The 15,926-nt window shown below is 60.9% G+C and carries 18 protein-coding genes; 11 read left to right on the top strand and 7 right to left on the bottom strand.

Annotation, left to right across the window (positions count from 1 at the left end):
* Positions 1-62 precede the first annotated feature (62 nt).
* The 6 genes from ACFFJK_RS08900 (at position 63) to ACFFJK_RS08875 (ending at position 9,050) form a co-directional block, all read left to right on the top strand.
* The gene (locus ACFFJK_RS08900; RefSeq protein WP_379678784.1) at positions 63-1,829 is read left to right on the top strand and encodes a copper resistance system multicopper oxidase; all 1,767 of its coding nucleotides are present in this window, start codon (positions 63-65) and stop codon (positions 1,827-1,829) included.
* Entirely contained in the window at positions 1,826-3,055 is a 1,230-nt protein-coding gene (locus ACFFJK_RS08895; RefSeq protein ID WP_258830005.1) for a copper resistance protein B, read from the top strand. Before ACFFJK_RS08900 ends, ACFFJK_RS08895 begins: the two co-directional genes overlap by 4 nt.
* Positions 3,056-3,140: 85 nt before the next feature.
* On the top strand, positions 3,141-3,470 hold the full coding sequence (locus ACFFJK_RS08890) for a four-helix bundle copper-binding protein (RefSeq protein WP_277477829.1): 330 nt from the start codon (positions 3,141-3,143) through the stop codon (positions 3,468-3,470).
* A 294-nt stretch (positions 3,471-3,764) separates the two neighbouring features.
* A complete protein-coding gene (locus ACFFJK_RS08885; RefSeq protein ID WP_258830003.1) occupies positions 3,765-6,473 on the top strand; it encodes a TonB-dependent receptor in 2,709 nt (902 codons plus the stop codon).
* A gap of 88 nt (positions 6,474-6,561) precedes the next feature.
* Positions 6,562-7,254, top strand: a complete 693-nt coding sequence (locus ACFFJK_RS08880) for a PepSY domain-containing protein (RefSeq protein WP_258830002.1) — start codon at positions 6,562-6,564, stop codon at positions 7,252-7,254.
* A complete protein-coding gene (locus ACFFJK_RS08875) occupies positions 7,251-9,050 on the top strand; it encodes a 2Fe-2S iron-sulfur cluster binding domain-containing protein (RefSeq protein WP_258830001.1) in 1,800 nt (599 codons plus the stop codon). The genes ACFFJK_RS08880 and ACFFJK_RS08875 overlap by 4 nt, the downstream gene beginning before the upstream one ends.
* Positions 9,051-9,177: 127 nt before the next feature.
* Here ACFFJK_RS08875 and ACFFJK_RS08870 read toward each other — a convergent pair whose 3' ends face one another.
* The 3 genes from ACFFJK_RS08870 to ACFFJK_RS08860 are packed head-to-tail and all read right to left on the bottom strand — an operon-like array spanning position 9,178 to position 10,028.
* Entirely contained in the window at positions 9,178-9,390 is a 213-nt protein-coding gene (locus ACFFJK_RS08870; RefSeq protein WP_379678783.1) for a GDCCVxC domain-containing (seleno)protein, read from the bottom strand.
* A complete protein-coding gene (gene merP / locus ACFFJK_RS08865) occupies positions 9,387-9,671 on the bottom strand; it encodes a mercury resistance system periplasmic binding protein MerP (RefSeq protein ID WP_258829999.1) in 285 nt (94 codons plus the stop codon). Before merP ends, ACFFJK_RS08870 begins: the two co-directional genes overlap by 4 nt.
* Positions 9,672-9,683: 12 nt before the next feature.
* Positions 9,684-10,028: a mercuric transporter MerT family protein gene (locus ACFFJK_RS08860; RefSeq protein ID WP_379678782.1), complete on the bottom strand. Its 345-nt coding sequence runs from the start codon at positions 10,026-10,028 to the stop codon at positions 9,684-9,686.
* Positions 10,029-10,093: 65 nt separating this feature from the next.
* On the opposite strand from ACFFJK_RS08860, the gene merR reads away from it, so the two are divergent.
* Complete coding sequence (merR, locus tag ACFFJK_RS08855; protein WP_258829998.1) at positions 10,094-10,492, top strand: mercury resistance transcriptional regulator MerR; 399 nt, start codon at positions 10,094-10,096, stop codon at positions 10,490-10,492.
* Positions 10,493-10,646: 154 nt separating this feature from the next.
* Here the strand turns inward: merR and ACFFJK_RS08850 are convergent, their stop codons facing one another.
* From ACFFJK_RS08850 to ACFFJK_RS08835, 4 genes are read right to left on the bottom strand one after another with little or no spacing between them, the layout of a single operon-like run.
* On the bottom strand, positions 10,647-10,964 hold the full coding sequence (locus ACFFJK_RS08850) for an ArsR/SmtB family transcription factor (RefSeq protein WP_379678781.1): 318 nt from the start codon (positions 10,962-10,964) through the stop codon (positions 10,647-10,649).
* A 40-nt stretch (positions 10,965-11,004) separates the two neighbouring features.
* Complete coding sequence (locus ACFFJK_RS08845) at positions 11,005-11,997, bottom strand: MFS transporter (protein WP_258829996.1); 993 nt, start codon at positions 11,995-11,997, stop codon at positions 11,005-11,007.
* A gap of 15 nt (positions 11,998-12,012) precedes the next feature.
* Positions 12,013-12,219 carry a hypothetical protein gene (locus ACFFJK_RS08840; protein ID WP_258829995.1) on the bottom strand — a complete coding sequence of 69 codons (207 nt, stop codon included), beginning with the start codon at positions 12,217-12,219 and terminating at the stop codon, positions 12,013-12,015.
* Between the two features lie 53 nt (positions 12,220-12,272).
* Positions 12,273-13,679 carry an NAD(P)-binding domain-containing protein gene (locus ACFFJK_RS08835; protein WP_258829994.1) on the bottom strand — a complete coding sequence of 469 codons (1,407 nt, stop codon included), beginning with the start codon at positions 13,677-13,679 and terminating at the stop codon, positions 12,273-12,275.
* Between the two features lie 248 nt (positions 13,680-13,927).
* Here ACFFJK_RS08835 and ACFFJK_RS08830 point away from each other — a divergent pair, with 248 nt between their 5' ends.
* The 4 genes from ACFFJK_RS08830 to ACFFJK_RS08815 all read left to right on the top strand — a co-directional run bounded on the left by ACFFJK_RS08830 (position 13,928) and on the right by ACFFJK_RS08815 (position 15,914).
* Positions 13,928-14,452: an arsenate reductase ArsC gene (locus ACFFJK_RS08830; protein WP_258829993.1), complete on the top strand. Its 525-nt coding sequence runs from the start codon at positions 13,928-13,930 to the stop codon at positions 14,450-14,452.
* A gap of 10 nt (positions 14,453-14,462) precedes the next feature.
* Positions 14,463-14,972 (top strand): arsenate reductase ArsC, encoded by a 510-nt coding sequence (locus ACFFJK_RS08825; RefSeq protein WP_277477820.1) that lies wholly within the window; start codon positions 14,463-14,465, stop codon positions 14,970-14,972.
* A 91-nt stretch (positions 14,973-15,063) separates the two neighbouring features.
* Positions 15,064-15,408 carry an ArsR/SmtB family transcription factor gene (locus ACFFJK_RS08820; RefSeq protein WP_258829991.1) on the top strand — a complete coding sequence of 115 codons (345 nt, stop codon included), beginning with the start codon at positions 15,064-15,066 and terminating at the stop codon, positions 15,406-15,408.
* A gap of 26 nt (positions 15,409-15,434) precedes the next feature.
* The gene (locus ACFFJK_RS08815) at positions 15,435-15,914 is read left to right on the top strand and encodes an arsenate reductase ArsC (protein ID WP_258829990.1); all 480 of its coding nucleotides are present in this window, start codon (positions 15,435-15,437) and stop codon (positions 15,912-15,914) included.
* Positions 15,915-15,926 lie beyond the last annotated feature (12 nt).

The raw sequence follows: 15,926 nt of genomic DNA, 5'->3' as shown, positions 1-15,926 counted from the left end.
GGCCGAATCGAGCAGATTACTGTGTACTGTGCCAGAAGTCGCATGTCGAATCGGAGAACCTTATGAAACGTTCAGTAGTTACTCACGGCTGCGCAAGCAGCTGGCGCCGCCGCTTCCTGCAAGGGATCGGCGCAGCGATAGGCCTCGCGGGCTTCAGCCCTGGCGCGTTGTTTGCCGCGCAGGACAGGCGCCATCTTCGCGGTACCAGTTTCGATCTCGAGATCGGACCGATGCGCGTCAACTTCACCGGAGCGGACCGCATCGCCATTGCGGTCAATGGCCAGGTGCCGGCGCCCACCCTCTACTGGAACGAGGGCGATACCGTCACGATTCGGGTGACCAACCGGTTGTCGGCAGTCAGTTCGATTCATTGGCACGGCATCCTTCTCCCCGCCGACATGGATGGGGTGCCGGGTCTGAGTTTCGCCGGGATCCAGCCAGGGCAGACATTTACCTACCGGTTTGAGGTCAAGCAGAGCGGTACGTACTGGTACCACAGCCATTCTGGACTTCAGGAGCAGCTCGGCTTGTACGGCCCGATCGTCGTACTCCCGAAAGCCGGCGAGTGGGTCGAGGCCGAGCGCGACTATGTCGTGATGCTGTCGGACTGGACGGACGAGAAGCCGGAGCGGGTGCTGGCCAACCTGAAGAAGATGAGCGACTTCTTCAACAACAAACAGCCCACCTTCGGCGAGTTCATCCGGGACGTGCGGAGCATGGGATTCGCTGCGGCCGTGGACAAGCGCAAGATGTGGAACCAGATGCGCATGATGCCGACCGACTTCAGCGATGTGACGGCCAGCCGGAATATCAGCGGGGCACTGCGTTACCTCATCAACGGCTCCACAGCAGAGATGAACTGGACCGGCCTGTTCCGCGTCGGCGAACGAGTGCGCCTGCGCTTCATCAACGGCGCCGCGACGACCATCTTCGACGTGCGCATCCCGGGTTTGAAAATGATCGTCGTCTCCGCGGACGGACAGGAAGTCGAACCTGTCACTGTGGATGAATTCCGGATTTCGGTCGCCGAAACCTATGATGTCATCGTCGAGCCACGAGACGACATGGCGTACACCATCTTTGCACAGTCGATCGGCCGCTCGGGCTTCGTCCGCGCCACGCTGGCACCACGGCCGGGAATGCAGGCTCCAGTGCCCGAGATGGACGAGGCCCAGTGGCTCAGCATGACCGACATGATGGGTGCGATGGCCATGTCAGGCATGCATGGTTCGGGGGCCGCGGGCGGCCATGCGATGGGTGGGCATGCGCAGATGCCAGCGGCCGGCGCGCCGGCAGCGGGCCATCCGCCGAAGGCGACGCATGCGCGCACCGAATACGGGCCGGGCGTCGACATGCACGTCGATATGCCGCGCACCAACCTCGACGACCCTGGCGTCAACCTGCGCGACAACGGCCGGCGCGTCCTGACTTATGCCGATCTGCGCACGATCGGCGGGCCGGTCGATCCACGGGAACCGAGCCGCGAGATCGAGCTTCACCTGACCGGAAACATGGAACGCTTCATGTGGTCGTTCGATGGCCAGAAATTCTCGGAATCCTTGCCGATCCGCTTCCGGTTCGGGGAGCGGCTGCGCATCGTGCTCGTGAACGACACGATGATGAACCATCCGATCCACTTGCATGGCATGTGGAGCGAGCTGGAGTCTCCCGACGGGAAATTCCAGGTTCGTAAGCACACGATCAATGTACAGCCGGCGCAAAGGATCACCTACCGGGTCACGGCCGATGCGCCCGGCCATTGGGCTTACCACTGCCATCTGTTGTACCACATGGAAGCCGGGATGTTCAGGGAGGTGGTCGTATCATGAAAAACCCATCGATCAAGCCTGCGCCTTGCGCGCTCGTGCTGGCGTGCCTGGTTGCGGCGCACGCTGCAGCACAGACGGCAGCTCCAACCCAGCCGCCCCAGTCTACCGGCAGTCACGACATGTCGACCATGGACCACTCGAAGATGGGACACGGGACACCCGCGCCGGCCAGCAAGAAGTCGCCGCAGCAGACACCGCCCAATCCGGCTGCGTCGAATGCTGCTGGCCATGCCGTGCATGCGAACACTCCAGTCGCAGCGCAGAAGGCCCCGCCAGCGCAGGCGGCGGAACACCAGGGTCACGCTACCGGCCATACGGGTCACGCAGCACAAGCAGCAACTCCCGCGAAGCCGCAGGCCCAGCCGGCAACCAGGGCCATGCCCGGCATGGATCATGCAGCCATGCGACACGGCGCAGTTCCCGCAGCAGGAAGCGGTGGCCAGGAACGCGCGGCAGGCCCGGAGGGCGTCATGGCAGGTCATGCCATGCGAATGGGACCCATGCAGGGAGGCGACCCTCCGCCGGACTCCCGGGATCCGAACGCCTATAACGAGGGGACTCGCCACGCCAACTTCGGCAACCACGAAATGAACGACAACGCTCCGTTCGGGAAGGTACTGGTCGACAAGCTCGAAGCAGCCAGGGGCGATGGCGAACACGGTCAGAACCTCGAAGCCGAGGCGTGGTATGGCAATGACTACAACAAGGCCTGGCTCAAGGTAGAGGGAGAGCGCCGGGGCGGCTCGCTCGATTCGTCCCGCACCGAGCTACTGTGGGACCGGGCATTCGCACCGTTCTGGAGTACCCAGTTGGGTGTGCGGCACGACAGCGGTGAGGGTGGCGGAAGGAACTGGCTTGCCGTCGGGGTGCAGGGGTTGGCCCCTTACTGGTTCGAGACCGAGGCCACCGCGTACTGGCGGCCCGGAAGCGGCCTCGCCGCGCGCCTGAATGTGAAGTACGAAATCCTGTTCACGCCCCGTTTGATCCTCGAGCCCGAGCTGGGCGCGAACCTGTACAGCCGCGCGGATCCCGAGCGGGCCACTGGGAAAGGCCTATCCGACATCAACATGGGCCTGCGGCTGCGCTACGAAATCACGCGCAAGTTCGCGCCATACATCGGCGTCACCTGGAACCGCCAGTTCGGCGGAACCGCTGATTACACGCGACAGCGTGGCGGCGACCGGAGCGAAGTCCAGGCGGTGGTGGGAGTGCGCCTTTGGTTTTGATTGACCCGCGGCGCGGCATCGTTCTGCGGCGCGCAAAAGTTTTGTCCTGATAGAGACCGAGACCAACCGTTTTTAGAAGATCACCATGAACCAGCAACACGAAACCTGTATCGAGGCCTGCAATGACTGTGCGGATGCGTGCGACATGTGTGCCGCCGCCTGCCTGCAGGAGGAGGACGTAAAGATGATGGCCCGCTGCATCGCACTCGACATCGATTGCGCTCAGCTCTGCCGGGTCGCTGCCGCCATGATGGCACGGGGCAGCGAAGCGGCCAAGCTCGTCTGCGAGGCATGCGCCGCGCTGTGTGACATGTGTGCCGAAGAGTGCGGAAAGCATCAGATGCAGCATTGCCAGGAGTGCGCTGCGGCCTGCCGCCGGTGTGCCGAAGAGTGCCGCCGGATGCTTGCAGCATGATCGTGACCTGAGCAGGGACAGGCGGCAGGGCAGGACACCTAACTCCCTCCGCCACCAAGTAAGCTCATGCCGGCGCGAATTTGCGCCGGCGCATTCGCTCATTCTGAAATTTTATTCGGAAAGTTTTTGTAAAAATGCGTGTTTATTGCTTATCGGCAGAAAGCGCGCTACATTAAAAATGCTGCGCAATTGTATATACAAGAAGTAATCGATTGCTTCACCCACCATATGCCGCGACCGAAGCTGTAAGCTTTGCGGTCTTATTGCTCTTACAAAAATAGCCCCGGAGGGTAAATGGTTCACAAATTCGTCCCAAGAACGACAGCCGCGCTCGCAATGCTGGTCCTGCAGCAAGGCGCCCATGCACAGCAACCCGCTACCACCGAGAACACCCAGGCGACCGGGATGGAACGGGTCCAGATCACGGGCAGCCGGATCAATCTGCGACAGGAGCAGCTGTCCGGTGTCGGCCCGGTGACCGTGATCGACGCGGAAACCATCCAGCGCTCGGGCGCGATCTCGGTCGAGACGCTGCTACAGCGTATGCCGTCTTCCGCGGGCACCGCGGGGAGCCAGACCAGTGCCTATTGGACCAGTAACGGTTATGGTACCACTCAGGTCAACCTGCGCGGCCTCGGCATCGACCGCACCCTGGTCCTCCTGAACGGACGCCGCGTCGTGTCGGGAGGGACGGGCGCCAACAGCTCGGTCGACCTGAACATGATCCCGGTCGCGATGATCGAGCGGATCGAGGTGCTGAAGGACGGCGCATCCGCGATCTATGGCGCGGACGCTGTCGCCGGCGTCGTCAACATCATCACCAAGAAGGCAATCGACGGTGCCGAGGCCTCTGTCCGGTACGGCAAGACGGAGCGCGGCGACGGCGACGAGAAGTCCGCTGATCTCGTATGGGGTACGCGGAGCGAGCGCGGATCGCTGATGGCGTCGTTGAACTACTCCGAGAGCGGCGCTGTCAACCTGGCGTCGCGTGCGCCTTGTTCACTATTCGAAGAGAATGGCGAACTGGTCTGCTCCGGCAGCTCGTCCACCATCGGCGGCCGTGCCCGCCTCGCGGATGGTCGCCGCGTCAACTTCAACCAGGATCCGAACGGGAATCCACGTGGATTCGAAACCTACAGCGCGGCCAAGCACGCCTACAACAGCAATCCGTTCCTGAACGCGGTCAACCCGATCAAGCGTGTCGGCGTCAGTGCCTTCGGCAATATGCGCCTGACCGATCGGGTGGACATGTTCAGCGAGCTCATGTTCACGAACCGCAAATCGAAGCAGCTGGCGACGCCCGGCGCGATCGGGGTCTACCGTCCGATCGAGATCGCCGCGAACCATCCGACCAACCCGACGGGTCAGAACTTGACCCTAGAGCGGCGCAGGGTGGCCGAGGTGGGGCCACGCTACTTTTTCCAAGAAACGAACACCTTCCGCATCGTCGCCGGCCTCAAAGGCGCGCTTGGAGACAAGTGGGATTGGTCGGCGTCCCTCAACTGGGGCCGCAACACAGGCGTGGATGGGATGACGAACATCATCAACCTGGACCGTGTCGATGCGACCCTGAACGCTGCGACCTGCGGCAGGACACCGACCGCCGCTCCCTGCGGCAATTACCTTGGTTACGGCAACCTGAGCCCGGCGGTGCTGGAGTACATCCACTTCACGACGCGCGACCATGGCGGAAACGACCAGAAGAGCTTCAATGCCAGCATCAGCGGCGAGCTGTTCTCGATGCCGGCAGGTCCGGTGGGATTTGCTTCCGGCTTCGAATACCGGCGTGAGAAAGGCTGGCGGGACCCGGACAGCCTGATCGTGTCGGGCGCGGCAAATACACCTGCCATGGACCCGATTGCCGGCCAGTACAGCGCGCGTGAAGTGTTTGCCGAACTGTCCGTTCCCTTGCTGGCCAAGCTGCCGCTGGTGCAGTCGCTGACCATGAATGCGGCGGCCCGCTATTCCGACTACAGCCTGTTCGGTTCCCAGGGAACCTATAAGCTGGGCCTGGACTGGCAGGTGATGCCGGCGCTGAAAATGCGCGCGAACAGGTCGACGGCCTTCCGGGTGCCGAACGTGCCGGAACTGTTCGGCGGTGTTTCCGAGGGCAACCTGACGACGACCGACCCATGCAACAACTGGAACACGCTCGATCCGAACTCCGCGGTCTACAAGAACTGCCAGGCGTCCGGCGTACCTGCCGGCTACAGGCAGTTCGGCCCGTCGATCCTGACGACCGGCGGCGGCAACCAGAACCTGAAGCCGGAAGAGGCGGATACCTTCACGGTCGGGATGGTGTGGACGCCGTCCAGGGCGCTGACCCTGACCCTCGACTATTTCAACATCGAGATCGACAACGCCATCGAGACGGTCCCGGGATCGACCAAACTGTCGGTGTGCTATAACTCGCCAGGACTGTCCCACATCTTCTGCCGGCCTTCGAGTTTCACCCGCGATCCGCGCACAGGCGAGATCAACTTCCTGTCGTCCCAGCCGGAGAACGCGGCGCAGCAGAAGGTTGCTGGCCTGGACTTCGGCGCCATGTATGATTTCAGCCTCTTCGGCTGGGCCTCGTCCGTCACGGCCGACGTCTCGCGCCTCAACCGCTACGACGTGACGCCATTCCCTGGCGGCGAGGTCATCGAGTACGCCGGCAAGATCACGGGTGGACGAGGAAGCTACGCCAAGTGGCGGTCGACGGCATCCCTGACGGCGTCCAACGGGCCGTGGTCGGGTTCCTATACGGTCCAGTATATCGGCAAGGCGGACGACATTAACGCCGCACCGGAGGACATCGGCTCGCACGCACCGAGCATCTCGTATCACAACGCTAGCGTGAAGTACGCATTCAACAAAGCGATGGCACTCTCGTTCGGGGTCGACAACCTGTTCGACAAGCGTGCCCCGTATATCCAGAGCTGGACGGACGGGAACACCGATACGATGACCTACGACCTGCTGGGTCGCCGCTGGCACGTTCGCCTGGGCTACAAGTTCTAGCCATTCAATGATGCCGGGCGGTCCGCGAGCATGTATGCTTCGCTCCGGTCCGCCCAACTGACCGGGTAACTTTACTATTACAACAACTATGCAATTAGCTTTCTGGGTGCGACGCGCCCACAAATGGATCGGGCTTGTCATCGGCGTGCAGGCGCTGCTCTGGATGATCAGTGGTCTCTACATGGTCGTCGTCCCGCTGGAGGTGATCCACGGCGACCACCTTGCCCACGTCCCGACTGAGAGGCTCAACCCGTCAGCCACCCGTATCAGCCAGGCTCGCCTGCACGAGGCCTACCCAGGCCTCACCGCCGTTCGCATGAAAAGCCTGCTTGGCAAGGAAGTCTACGAGATCAAGCATGGCAAACAAGCAAGCCTCGTGGACGCCGCCAGTGGCAAGAAGATCAGCCCGCTCGATCGCGACCAGATCGTTGCCCTCGCGGATGCGGCCTACGCGGGGGAGGGCAGCATCAAGGGCGTCGAATGGGTGACGAAGGCGCCGCAGGAAGTCGGTTCACGGCCTGTACCGCTGTGGGCCGTCCATTACGACGAGCCAGGCCAGACGACGCTGTACTTTTCCCCGCATACCGGGGACCTGGTGGCCAGAAGGCATGAGCTCTGGAGGTGGTTCGATTTCCTGTGGATGTTCCACATCATGGACTACGAGGAGCGTGAGAACGTGAACAACACGCTGCTGCGCACGGCCTCGATTACCGGCCTGCTGTTTGCCCTCATCGGAGCATGGCTGCTCTTCTACAGCTTCAACCGGAGGAAGCAGGCATGAGCCATTGGATGAGACGATTGCACAAGTGGGTCGGGGTGATCCTGGCGATCCAGTTCCTGCTGTGGATGTCGAGTGGGGTTGTCATGAGCCTGCTCGACGCGAACAAGGTTCAGGGACGCGAATTCCGCATCAAGCCGCCGGCGCCGCCGGCATGGCCGCGCGACGTGCTCAGTACGGACGCCGTGCTTGCGGCCAGCCGCGACAAGGTCATGGCGATTACTTCCGGCTGGCTGCTCGACCGGCCGGTATATCGGCTGCAGAACGACAAGCGCAGCTGGCTCGTCAGCGCCGCAGACGGGAAGGCCGTGGCGGTGGACGCCAGCTTGGCAAGGGAGATTGCCCGTGCATCCTACTCCGGAAGCGGCAAGGCCGGCACGCCCCGCCTGCTGAACTTCACGCTGGAGGCCCGCGCCCACAAGGAGCCCGTCTGGCGCGTCGACTTCGACGATGCGGACGAGACCTCGGTCTATGTCTCCAGCCGGTCGGGAGCCGTGCTCGAACACAGGAACAGTACCTGGCGCCTGTTTGACCTGTTCTGGATGCTTCACATCATGGACTACGGCGAGCGGACCAACTTCAACAATCCCTTGCTCGTCTCCAGTGCAATCGGCGGATTGTGGATGGCACTGACGGGTGTCTGGCTGCTGTTCGTCAGCGTCCGACTTGCGGAATTCGTCCCGAGCCGCTGGCGCCGGCGCCGTACCGTGAATCTGGTCGACGGCAGCGGCACGACGCAGCGCTCGGTCGAGGCGGTGCAGGGCGATACCGTACTCCAGGCGCTTTGCCGCTCGGGCCTGCAGCTGCCGTCGAACTGCGGTGGCGGCCAAAGCTGCGGCCTGTGCGAAGTGAGATGCGTTGGCCAGGCGCCCGAACCTACGAGCGCAGACCGTGCGCTGCTGTCGCCCCGGAAGCTCGAGGCGGGATACAGGTTGGCCTGCAACCTTCCCGTGAAGCGCAGCCTCGATGTCGATATCGGAAATGCCCTGGCAATGCCGGCCGAGCGGATTGGAATAGTCACCAGCGTGAGACCGGTTACGCCCTTCCTGCGAGAGATCACCTTAAGCCCCCAAGGCCGTGTCGATTGCCGTCCAGGTGCCTACGTACAGATTCATGTTCCTCCGTATGAGCGGGACGCCAGCCAAGTGGAAGTCCCGGAGCATCATCAGGACGACTGGCGCGCGATCGGTACGCTGGCTAGTCTCGCAAATGATACGCCAGTACGCAGGTCGTACTCGGTATCGGTGCCGGTCGAATGCGCAGGCTGGCAACTGACTTTTCTGGTTCGCTTCATGCCTGGAGAACGGCCGGGCAGGGGATCAGGCTACATGTACACCCTGAAGGTGGGCGACGAAGTTCGCTTCAGCGGCCCCTTCGGCGATTTCGCACTGAAGCCGGGATCGCGCGAGAAAGTATTCATCGGTGGCGGCGCCGGGATGGCGCCCTTGCGCGCCATGATCCATGAGCTCCTGACAAAGGGGGAGACCGAACCACTGCACTTCTGGTACGGGGCGCGCAGCCGGCGCGATGCGCCGTATGTGGACGAAATGCAGGCGTTCGCAGCGAAACACCCGAATTTCGAATGGCACCTGGTGCTGTCCGAGGAAAAGGCAGGGGACGGGGCGCCAGCGGGACTGGTACACGAAGCCGCGCTGGAGAGTTTGCGCACGCACCCGGACATCGCATCGCTCGAGTTCTACGTGTGCGGTCCCCCGGCCATGCTGACGGCGACACAGGCAATGCTGCGCGGCCTTGGTGTAAAGGAAGAAAACGTTGCCTTTGACGATTTCAAGATCTGATCGTAGGCTTGGTATGTAACGGCCAAGTCCTCCGTCGAGCAGAGCCGCGGGTCTCTTACGCGGCTCTGTCAACATGCCATGCCATCACTATAACCAGCTACAGGATGCATTTCGGCGACAGCCCAGCTTAACCACAGCAGGGGCGCTCAAGCTGGATAGGCGGGCACTTCACTGTGCCGTAAGAGCAAAAAACGCAGCAGTCTCCGGCCTTTGGGCGCAGCACGTTGGCGCAGCCCTCGCATGCATAGTAAAACTGACAAGCGTCAGTCGGCATGATTTCCTGTTTGCTGTGTCCGCAATGCGGACAGGTCAGGACCGACTCGAGGATTGCATCGCTCATTGCACTTTCCTGGCCGTCGAAGGGAAGCCTGCGTCGGTCGTCGCCTTGGTCAGTATTGTTACGCTAGCCTTGTCGGAGTCGAGTTGCACAGTGGCCGTCTTGCGCTCGTAATCGATTTTTACGTCAATCACGCCCGGAACTCGCTGTAACGCTTTTTTAACGGTGATTGGGCAAGTCGCACAGCTCATGTTCTGCACGTCGAGGGTCAGGGTTTGCGACGTACCGGCGATGGCTGGACTGGCAAGCAATATCCCGGCGATAGCGATGTTAAAGAAGTGCATCGAAGAATCCTTTCAGTAGAAGAGCGCGGCGTACAAGGGGAAGGTCAGTAGCAGTATGACTGGCAAGGAAATGAGCCAAAACAGAATGCGTTGGTTCCTCAAGACATGGTCATCGGAACAGGCGTCATCAGGGGGGCACGCGGGCCGGCGCAGATACAAGTTATGGAATGCAGTACCGAGGAACAGTACCGTAAGCGCGGTGAGATAGGGGCTGTAGGGCTCCAGCGCGATAAGCCGGGATGCCCAACCGCCGCCGACGCCCAGCAATAGCAGGACGAGCGGGCCCGCACAACAAGCCGATGCTCCCAGCGCAGCCAGCACACCCGCGACTAGCGGTCCTTTCGTTCCCATCTTCATGTTTATCCTGATCGGTTTAAGACAGAGATAGGATAAACTCCGTATATAGATACGGAGTCAAGCGCATGCCTGAGAAAATGACCATCAGCCGCTTGGCTGACGCCGCCGGTGTGAACGTCGAGACCGTTCGCTTCTATCAACGAAGTGGATTGATCGATGAGCCGGAACGGCCAAGTTCCGGCTACCGCACCTATGGCAACGAAGATGTACGCCGAATTCGCTTCATCAAGCGCGCACAGCTTCTGGGCTTTACGCTTGAGGAAATTTCGAGCCTGCTCAAGCTGGAAGGTTCGGGGACATGTTCGAGCACGCGCGCTTTGGCGGCGAAAAAGCTCGCCATGGTAGAGGCCAAGATAGGCGACCTTCTGGCGATGAAGTCAGCACTCGCCGGAATGGTTGCGCGCTGCGACAGTGGGGCTCCGGATACAAGCTGTCCAGTCATTCAGGCATTGATCGACGACTGACTGTGCGGCAGGCCACTGAATATAAAACCAGAGTCAGTGCTGCGATAACTCCGTATATCACCGCGTAATGGCAGCGAAATGAAGCTTCATTCTCGGCGATAGCAGACCTACCCAAATGCACTTCAGACGATGATGCCGATCGCTCGTCTTCATTCTAAAAATCTTGTACTACTGCTTTGAACTGTAGAAGCCGTTCGTGATTGACACAATAGCAAACCCGTTGCACATCCGATGACCCTTCGATCAAGCCCGCATCCTTCAGGATCGAGACGTGCTTGGAGATTGTCGATGGCGCCAAAGGCAGCACGTCCGCCAGGCTGCCGAAATAGCACTCGCCGTAATCGATAAGATGCCTGAGCAACTGCACTCGCGCGGGGTGTGACAGTGCCTTGCACATGCGTGCGAGGTCATCGACATCAATTTCTTTTCCCGGGGTGTTGCGGGCGTCCGGGGAGCAGCAGGATTTAGACATGGAAACGCTCATTCGTTATTCGGCGAACGCAGCTTAGTGGTCAGGCTGTGTTCTTGTCAAAGGCTTTCGCGATCGATGGCGAGCTGCCGATACTCACGGCACGCAGGTAGAAGACGAGGGAGGCGATGGAAACGGCCAGAAGCACGATGAGCAGCATTGTGGTCCCACCCTCCGGGCGCAGTAATGCTGCAGCTGCGAGCGGCCCTGCAGCCTTCGATAGTAGCGATGGCCCTGCCAACGCACCGGAGATCGCCCCGTAATGCTGGCGGCCAAACAAGGCTTGCGGGATCGAGCCGCGTACGATCGTCAGGATGCCATTGCTCACGCCGTACAGCATGCAGAACAGGGCAACAATCCATGCATTGGCTCCAAACAATACGAGCACGAGCAGCGCAGCAGGCAGCATTGCGAAGGTCAAAATTCCTACGATTTGCAGAGACGTATTGCGGCCGAGCGTCATCTCCCCGATACGTCCGGCTACTTGCATTGGACCGATCAGCGAGGCCAACAAGACAGCCGTGGACAGTGACAGTCCCAGGCGCTCGAGCAGTGGGATCAGGTGCACCGACATCGCCGAAAAGACGAACGTGTTAGCCGAAATGGCCAATGCCAGCGTCCAGAACGCGGGGTGACGCAATGCATGTTTCAAAGTGTGCCCCTGGTCTTCGGCACTGAGATGATGTCGAGGCTGCCGCACAGGGGCCGCGCCAAGCCATAAGTGCAAAGGCATGCAGAGAGGCAGCTGCATGACAGCGAAGCACGAATTGGTATCACGCCAGCCAAAGACCGTATCCAGCTTGGCGGTGAGCGGCCAGAGCAGCGTACTGGCAAAGCCGCCAAACAGCGTCAGGGTCGAAATCGCTTGCCTTGAGCCGGTCTCGTACTTGCGGTTAATCGTTGCGAAAGCTGCCTCGTACAGTGTGAGGGCCATCGCGATGTCGATCAGCGTCCACGCGATGTACAAGGAAACGACACCGCCAGCACGGCTTAGTACGGCCAGGCCAATGGCGCAAACAAACGAACCTAGGGCCATTACGTAGCGGCCCCCTTAGCGGTCGAGCAGGATGCCGGCAGGGGGCGCCGCCAGGCCAGCCGCAAGAAGATTCCAGGAGAAAGCGCCGAAGACGAGCTCAGGCGAGAGGCCAAGCTCAGGCTGCACACCGGCGGCCAGGATCGTAAAGGCGTAGTACAGCGTTCCCCAGGAGACGATTTGGGTAATCGCCAGTATGCCGATGGTTTTCGAAGGCTGGGACATGGAATGTTCCGATTGGGCGCTGCCGGCATCTGCCGGCAGCGGGTTCAGTCAGCTCAAGCGCAGCAGGTGGATTCGGCTGGCTTGCTGCAGCCGCAGGCGCCGGTCGGCGACGGCGCGGGAACGCAGCAGGCAGCGGCTGCTGCCGGCGCAACATTGCAGCACGAGCCCGTCGGCTCAGGTGCTGCCTCGTATGCCAGCCGCGTGTTGCACACTCCGGTTTCCGGCAAGTCCAGCTGGACGTCATCCGCCGCAGCCATGTCTCCTACCAGGGCTGCTGCCACCGAGCGAACCTGCTCGTAGCCCGTCGCCAAAAGGAAGTTGGGGGCGCGGCCATAGCTCTTGGCACCGACGGCGTAATAACCAGATTCCGGATGTGCCAGTTCCCGGTGACCGTGTGGACGCACGGTACCGCAGCTATGCTCGTTCGGATCGATCAGCGGTGCCAGCGCATCCGTGCTCTCAAGCCACGGATCATGACGGACCCGAAGCTCCCGCGTGAGTGCGAGATCGGGCCGTGCGCCGGCAGCACAAATGATCCGGTCGATTCCCTCGATGACCGGGGCCGGACCGTCGATCGGCTCGGCGGTCACGGCGATCTTGCCATCGGTCTCGGCCAGCTCCAGGATCCGGAAGTTCTGCCGCATCTCGAGGCCGCCCGAATCGCGTAATGCCTTCAAACGCAGCCCAAGCTGCCCACGCGCCTTGAGAGCGTCGGCTTCACCGCCGCCAAAAAACCGTGCCAGCTGGCTGCCGCGCGTCACCCACACGATACGCGTGTCCGGATGTTCCTGGGTAAGCTGGGCGAGGGCGAGCAAGGTGCCTGCTGCAGAATGGCCCGCTCCCACTACCATGACCTTTTTCCCGGCGTAGGTTTCGCGGGCTGAACCAAGAACGTCCGGCATGCCATAGTCGATCCGGTCGGACAGCGCCTGTTCGCCGAGCGCTGGGATGCCGTCCGCACCCAGAGGATTTTGGTGTGACCAGGTACCGGTAGCATCGATCACGGCACTGGCCAAGAACTGGCACGAGCCATCCGGCGTGTTAGCACGAATGAGGAATGGCGCGCTTTCACGCCCCTTTGTCTTGACCTTGTCGAACCCCGGGCGCGTGATGGCCGTGACGCGGTAGCCGAGCAGCAGATTCGAGTTCACCTCGCGAATCGAAGCCAGTGGGGCAAGATAATGGTCGACCAGTTCGCCAGCGGTCGGCAATTCTTCGCCTGCCGGCTCACTCCATCCTTGTCCAAGCAGAAGGCGGCGGGCAGCCTTGTCGATGTTGTACTGCCACGGCGAGAACAAGCGAACGTGGCGATAAGTCGCAAGGTTCGCACCGATGGCAGCACCTGCTTCGAAGATCAGGGGCGTTAGACCGCGTTCGATCAGATGGGCCGCTGCGGCGAGCCCGACTGGACCTGCGCCGAGCACTGCGACTGGCAAGTTTTGTGCGTTCTCATTTTTCATGTTTGCTCTCCTTAAGTGGCTTGACTGTAGTCGACCCGCATGGAAACTATTCGTTATTCGACAAAATACGAATTGCGTGCCGCTTGAAGACGCATGCAGACGTGCTGTTTGTCAGCACCGCGCGAGGCTGGCAATAGCCGTTATTCGCCATTCGACGAATAAAGAATATATCGGTGTCATCAAACGGTCAAGAAACTTCGATATATTTCGAATAGTCGTATGAACAACCCGTCTGCCTGGAGGCCGCGATGACTGACCACGAAACATTCAATGTGCTTTTCCTTTGTACCGGTAACTCGTCGCGCAGCATCATCGCCGAGGCCATCCTTAATGCGATCGGCGCCGGCCGCTTCAGTGCTTACAGCGCAGGGAGCCATCCGACCGGTTCTGTTCACCCGCTGGCAATGGAGGCGATCGAACATCTTCGTTTTCCGTATGCTGATCTGCGCAGCAAGAGCTGGAATGAATTCGCCGCTGCCGATGCACCCCACATGCACTTTGTAATTACGGTATGCGACAGGGCAGCTGGCGAGGTTTGCCCGCGCTGGCCCGGGCATCCAATCACGGCCCACTGGAGCTTCGAAGATCCCGCGACATTTGTAGGCAGTGCGCAGGAGCATCGGCAGCTGTTTAGCAAGGTGTGCCGTGAGATCAAGAACCGCTTGGATATCTTCGCGATGCTGCCTTTCGCGAAACTTTCACGCATGGCCATCGAGGAAGAGCTGAGCGCCATTGCCCGCCCAGATGCGAGCCTTGAAAACGCCTCGCGTTAACGGACAGACGATGGCAGGCAAGAGCTACAGCGTTCTCTTTCTTTGTACCGGCAACTCGTCGCGCAGCATCATGTCGGAAGCACTGTTGACTGTGCTGGGCAGGGGGCGCTTCATGGCATATTCCGCGGGAAGCCGCCCGGCAGGTGTCGTCAATCCATTGGCAATCGAACAGATAAAACGGTTCGATTCCAGCTTCCCGGTAGCGGCGATGCACAGCAAGGGCTGGCTCGAATTCGGGCAGCCTGATGCGCCGCACATGGACTTCATCATCACCGTATGCGACAGCGCGGCCGGAGAGGTGTGCCCCCATTGGCCGGGACACCCGACGACGGCGCATTGGGGCTACCCGGACCCGGCGCAGGTTTCTGGTAACGACAGGGACAAGCAAGAAGCCTTCAGGCAGGTCTTCTTGCAGATCAAAAAGCGGGTCGAACAGTTCGTTTCGCTGCCCTTGGAGTGGCTGGAGGACGACTCGGTACGCCGCGAAGCCGTCCGGGCAATCGCCGAGAGGAAGCTGTAAGGCGCTGTTCCCGACCGTCACGCATATGACTCCTTGCTGTAATGGCTTCAATTCCAATATACTAGAAATATCAAATAGAAGGGTACATGTCATGGACACTAAACCGGCAATCGCTGCCCTGGCTGCACTAGCCCAGGAATCGCGGCTCGCCACATATCGCCTGCTGGTCCAGGCGGGCCCGGCCGGGCTGCCAGCGACCAGGATCGCCGAGGCGCTCAACGTGCCGCCGTCCTCGCTTTCTTTCCACCTCAAGGAACTGTCGCACGCTGGCCTGGTGGTTCCGCGCCAGGACGGGCGCTTCATTATCTACTCCGCGAATTTCGACACGATGAATGCCTTGCTGGGCTTCCTCACCGAGAACTGCTGCGGCGGCAATCCCTGTACGCCGGTCGGCAATGCCTCCTGCGACAGCGCTGACGCCGCTGCAACAAACTGATCTATTTTTTCTACGAAAGGCTTTCCGTGAACGTACTTTTCCTCTGCACTGGTAACTCCTGCCGCTCGCTCATCAGTGAAGCAGTCTTCAACCATATCGCCCCTGAAGGCCTGCATGCCATCAGTGCAGGCAGCCAGCCAATTGGCAAACTGAACGAAAAAGCGGTTGCACTGCTGGCAAGCAAAGGCATCTCCACGGAAGCTTATTACAGCAAATCGTGGAATGACCTGCCGGTTACGCCAGACGTCGTCGTCACCGTGTGTGCCAGTGCCGCTGGCGACACATGCCCGGTTTATCTCGGCCCCATTCTGCGCACGCACTGGGGCGTCGAAGACCCTGGCCACGTGGTCGGCACGGAAGAGGAAATCAACACCGCATTCGAAAAAGCCTACGCCACGCTGCGCGCACGGATCGAGGCCTTTCTTGCATTGCCGCTGGAAGAACTGAAGGGCGACCGGGAACTATTCAAGGCGGAGCTCGACCGAATCGGCCTTATCGGCGCCTGAACACGCCGGGTC

It is taken from the genome of Massilia consociata, from assembly GCF_042432755.1.
In the GTDB taxonomy this organism is placed as follows: domain Bacteria; phylum Pseudomonadota; class Gammaproteobacteria; order Burkholderiales; family Burkholderiaceae_D; genus Telluria; species Telluria consociata.
Note: the sequence above shows the minus strand (reverse complement) of the source record. Positions and strands in the feature narration are given on the sequence as shown.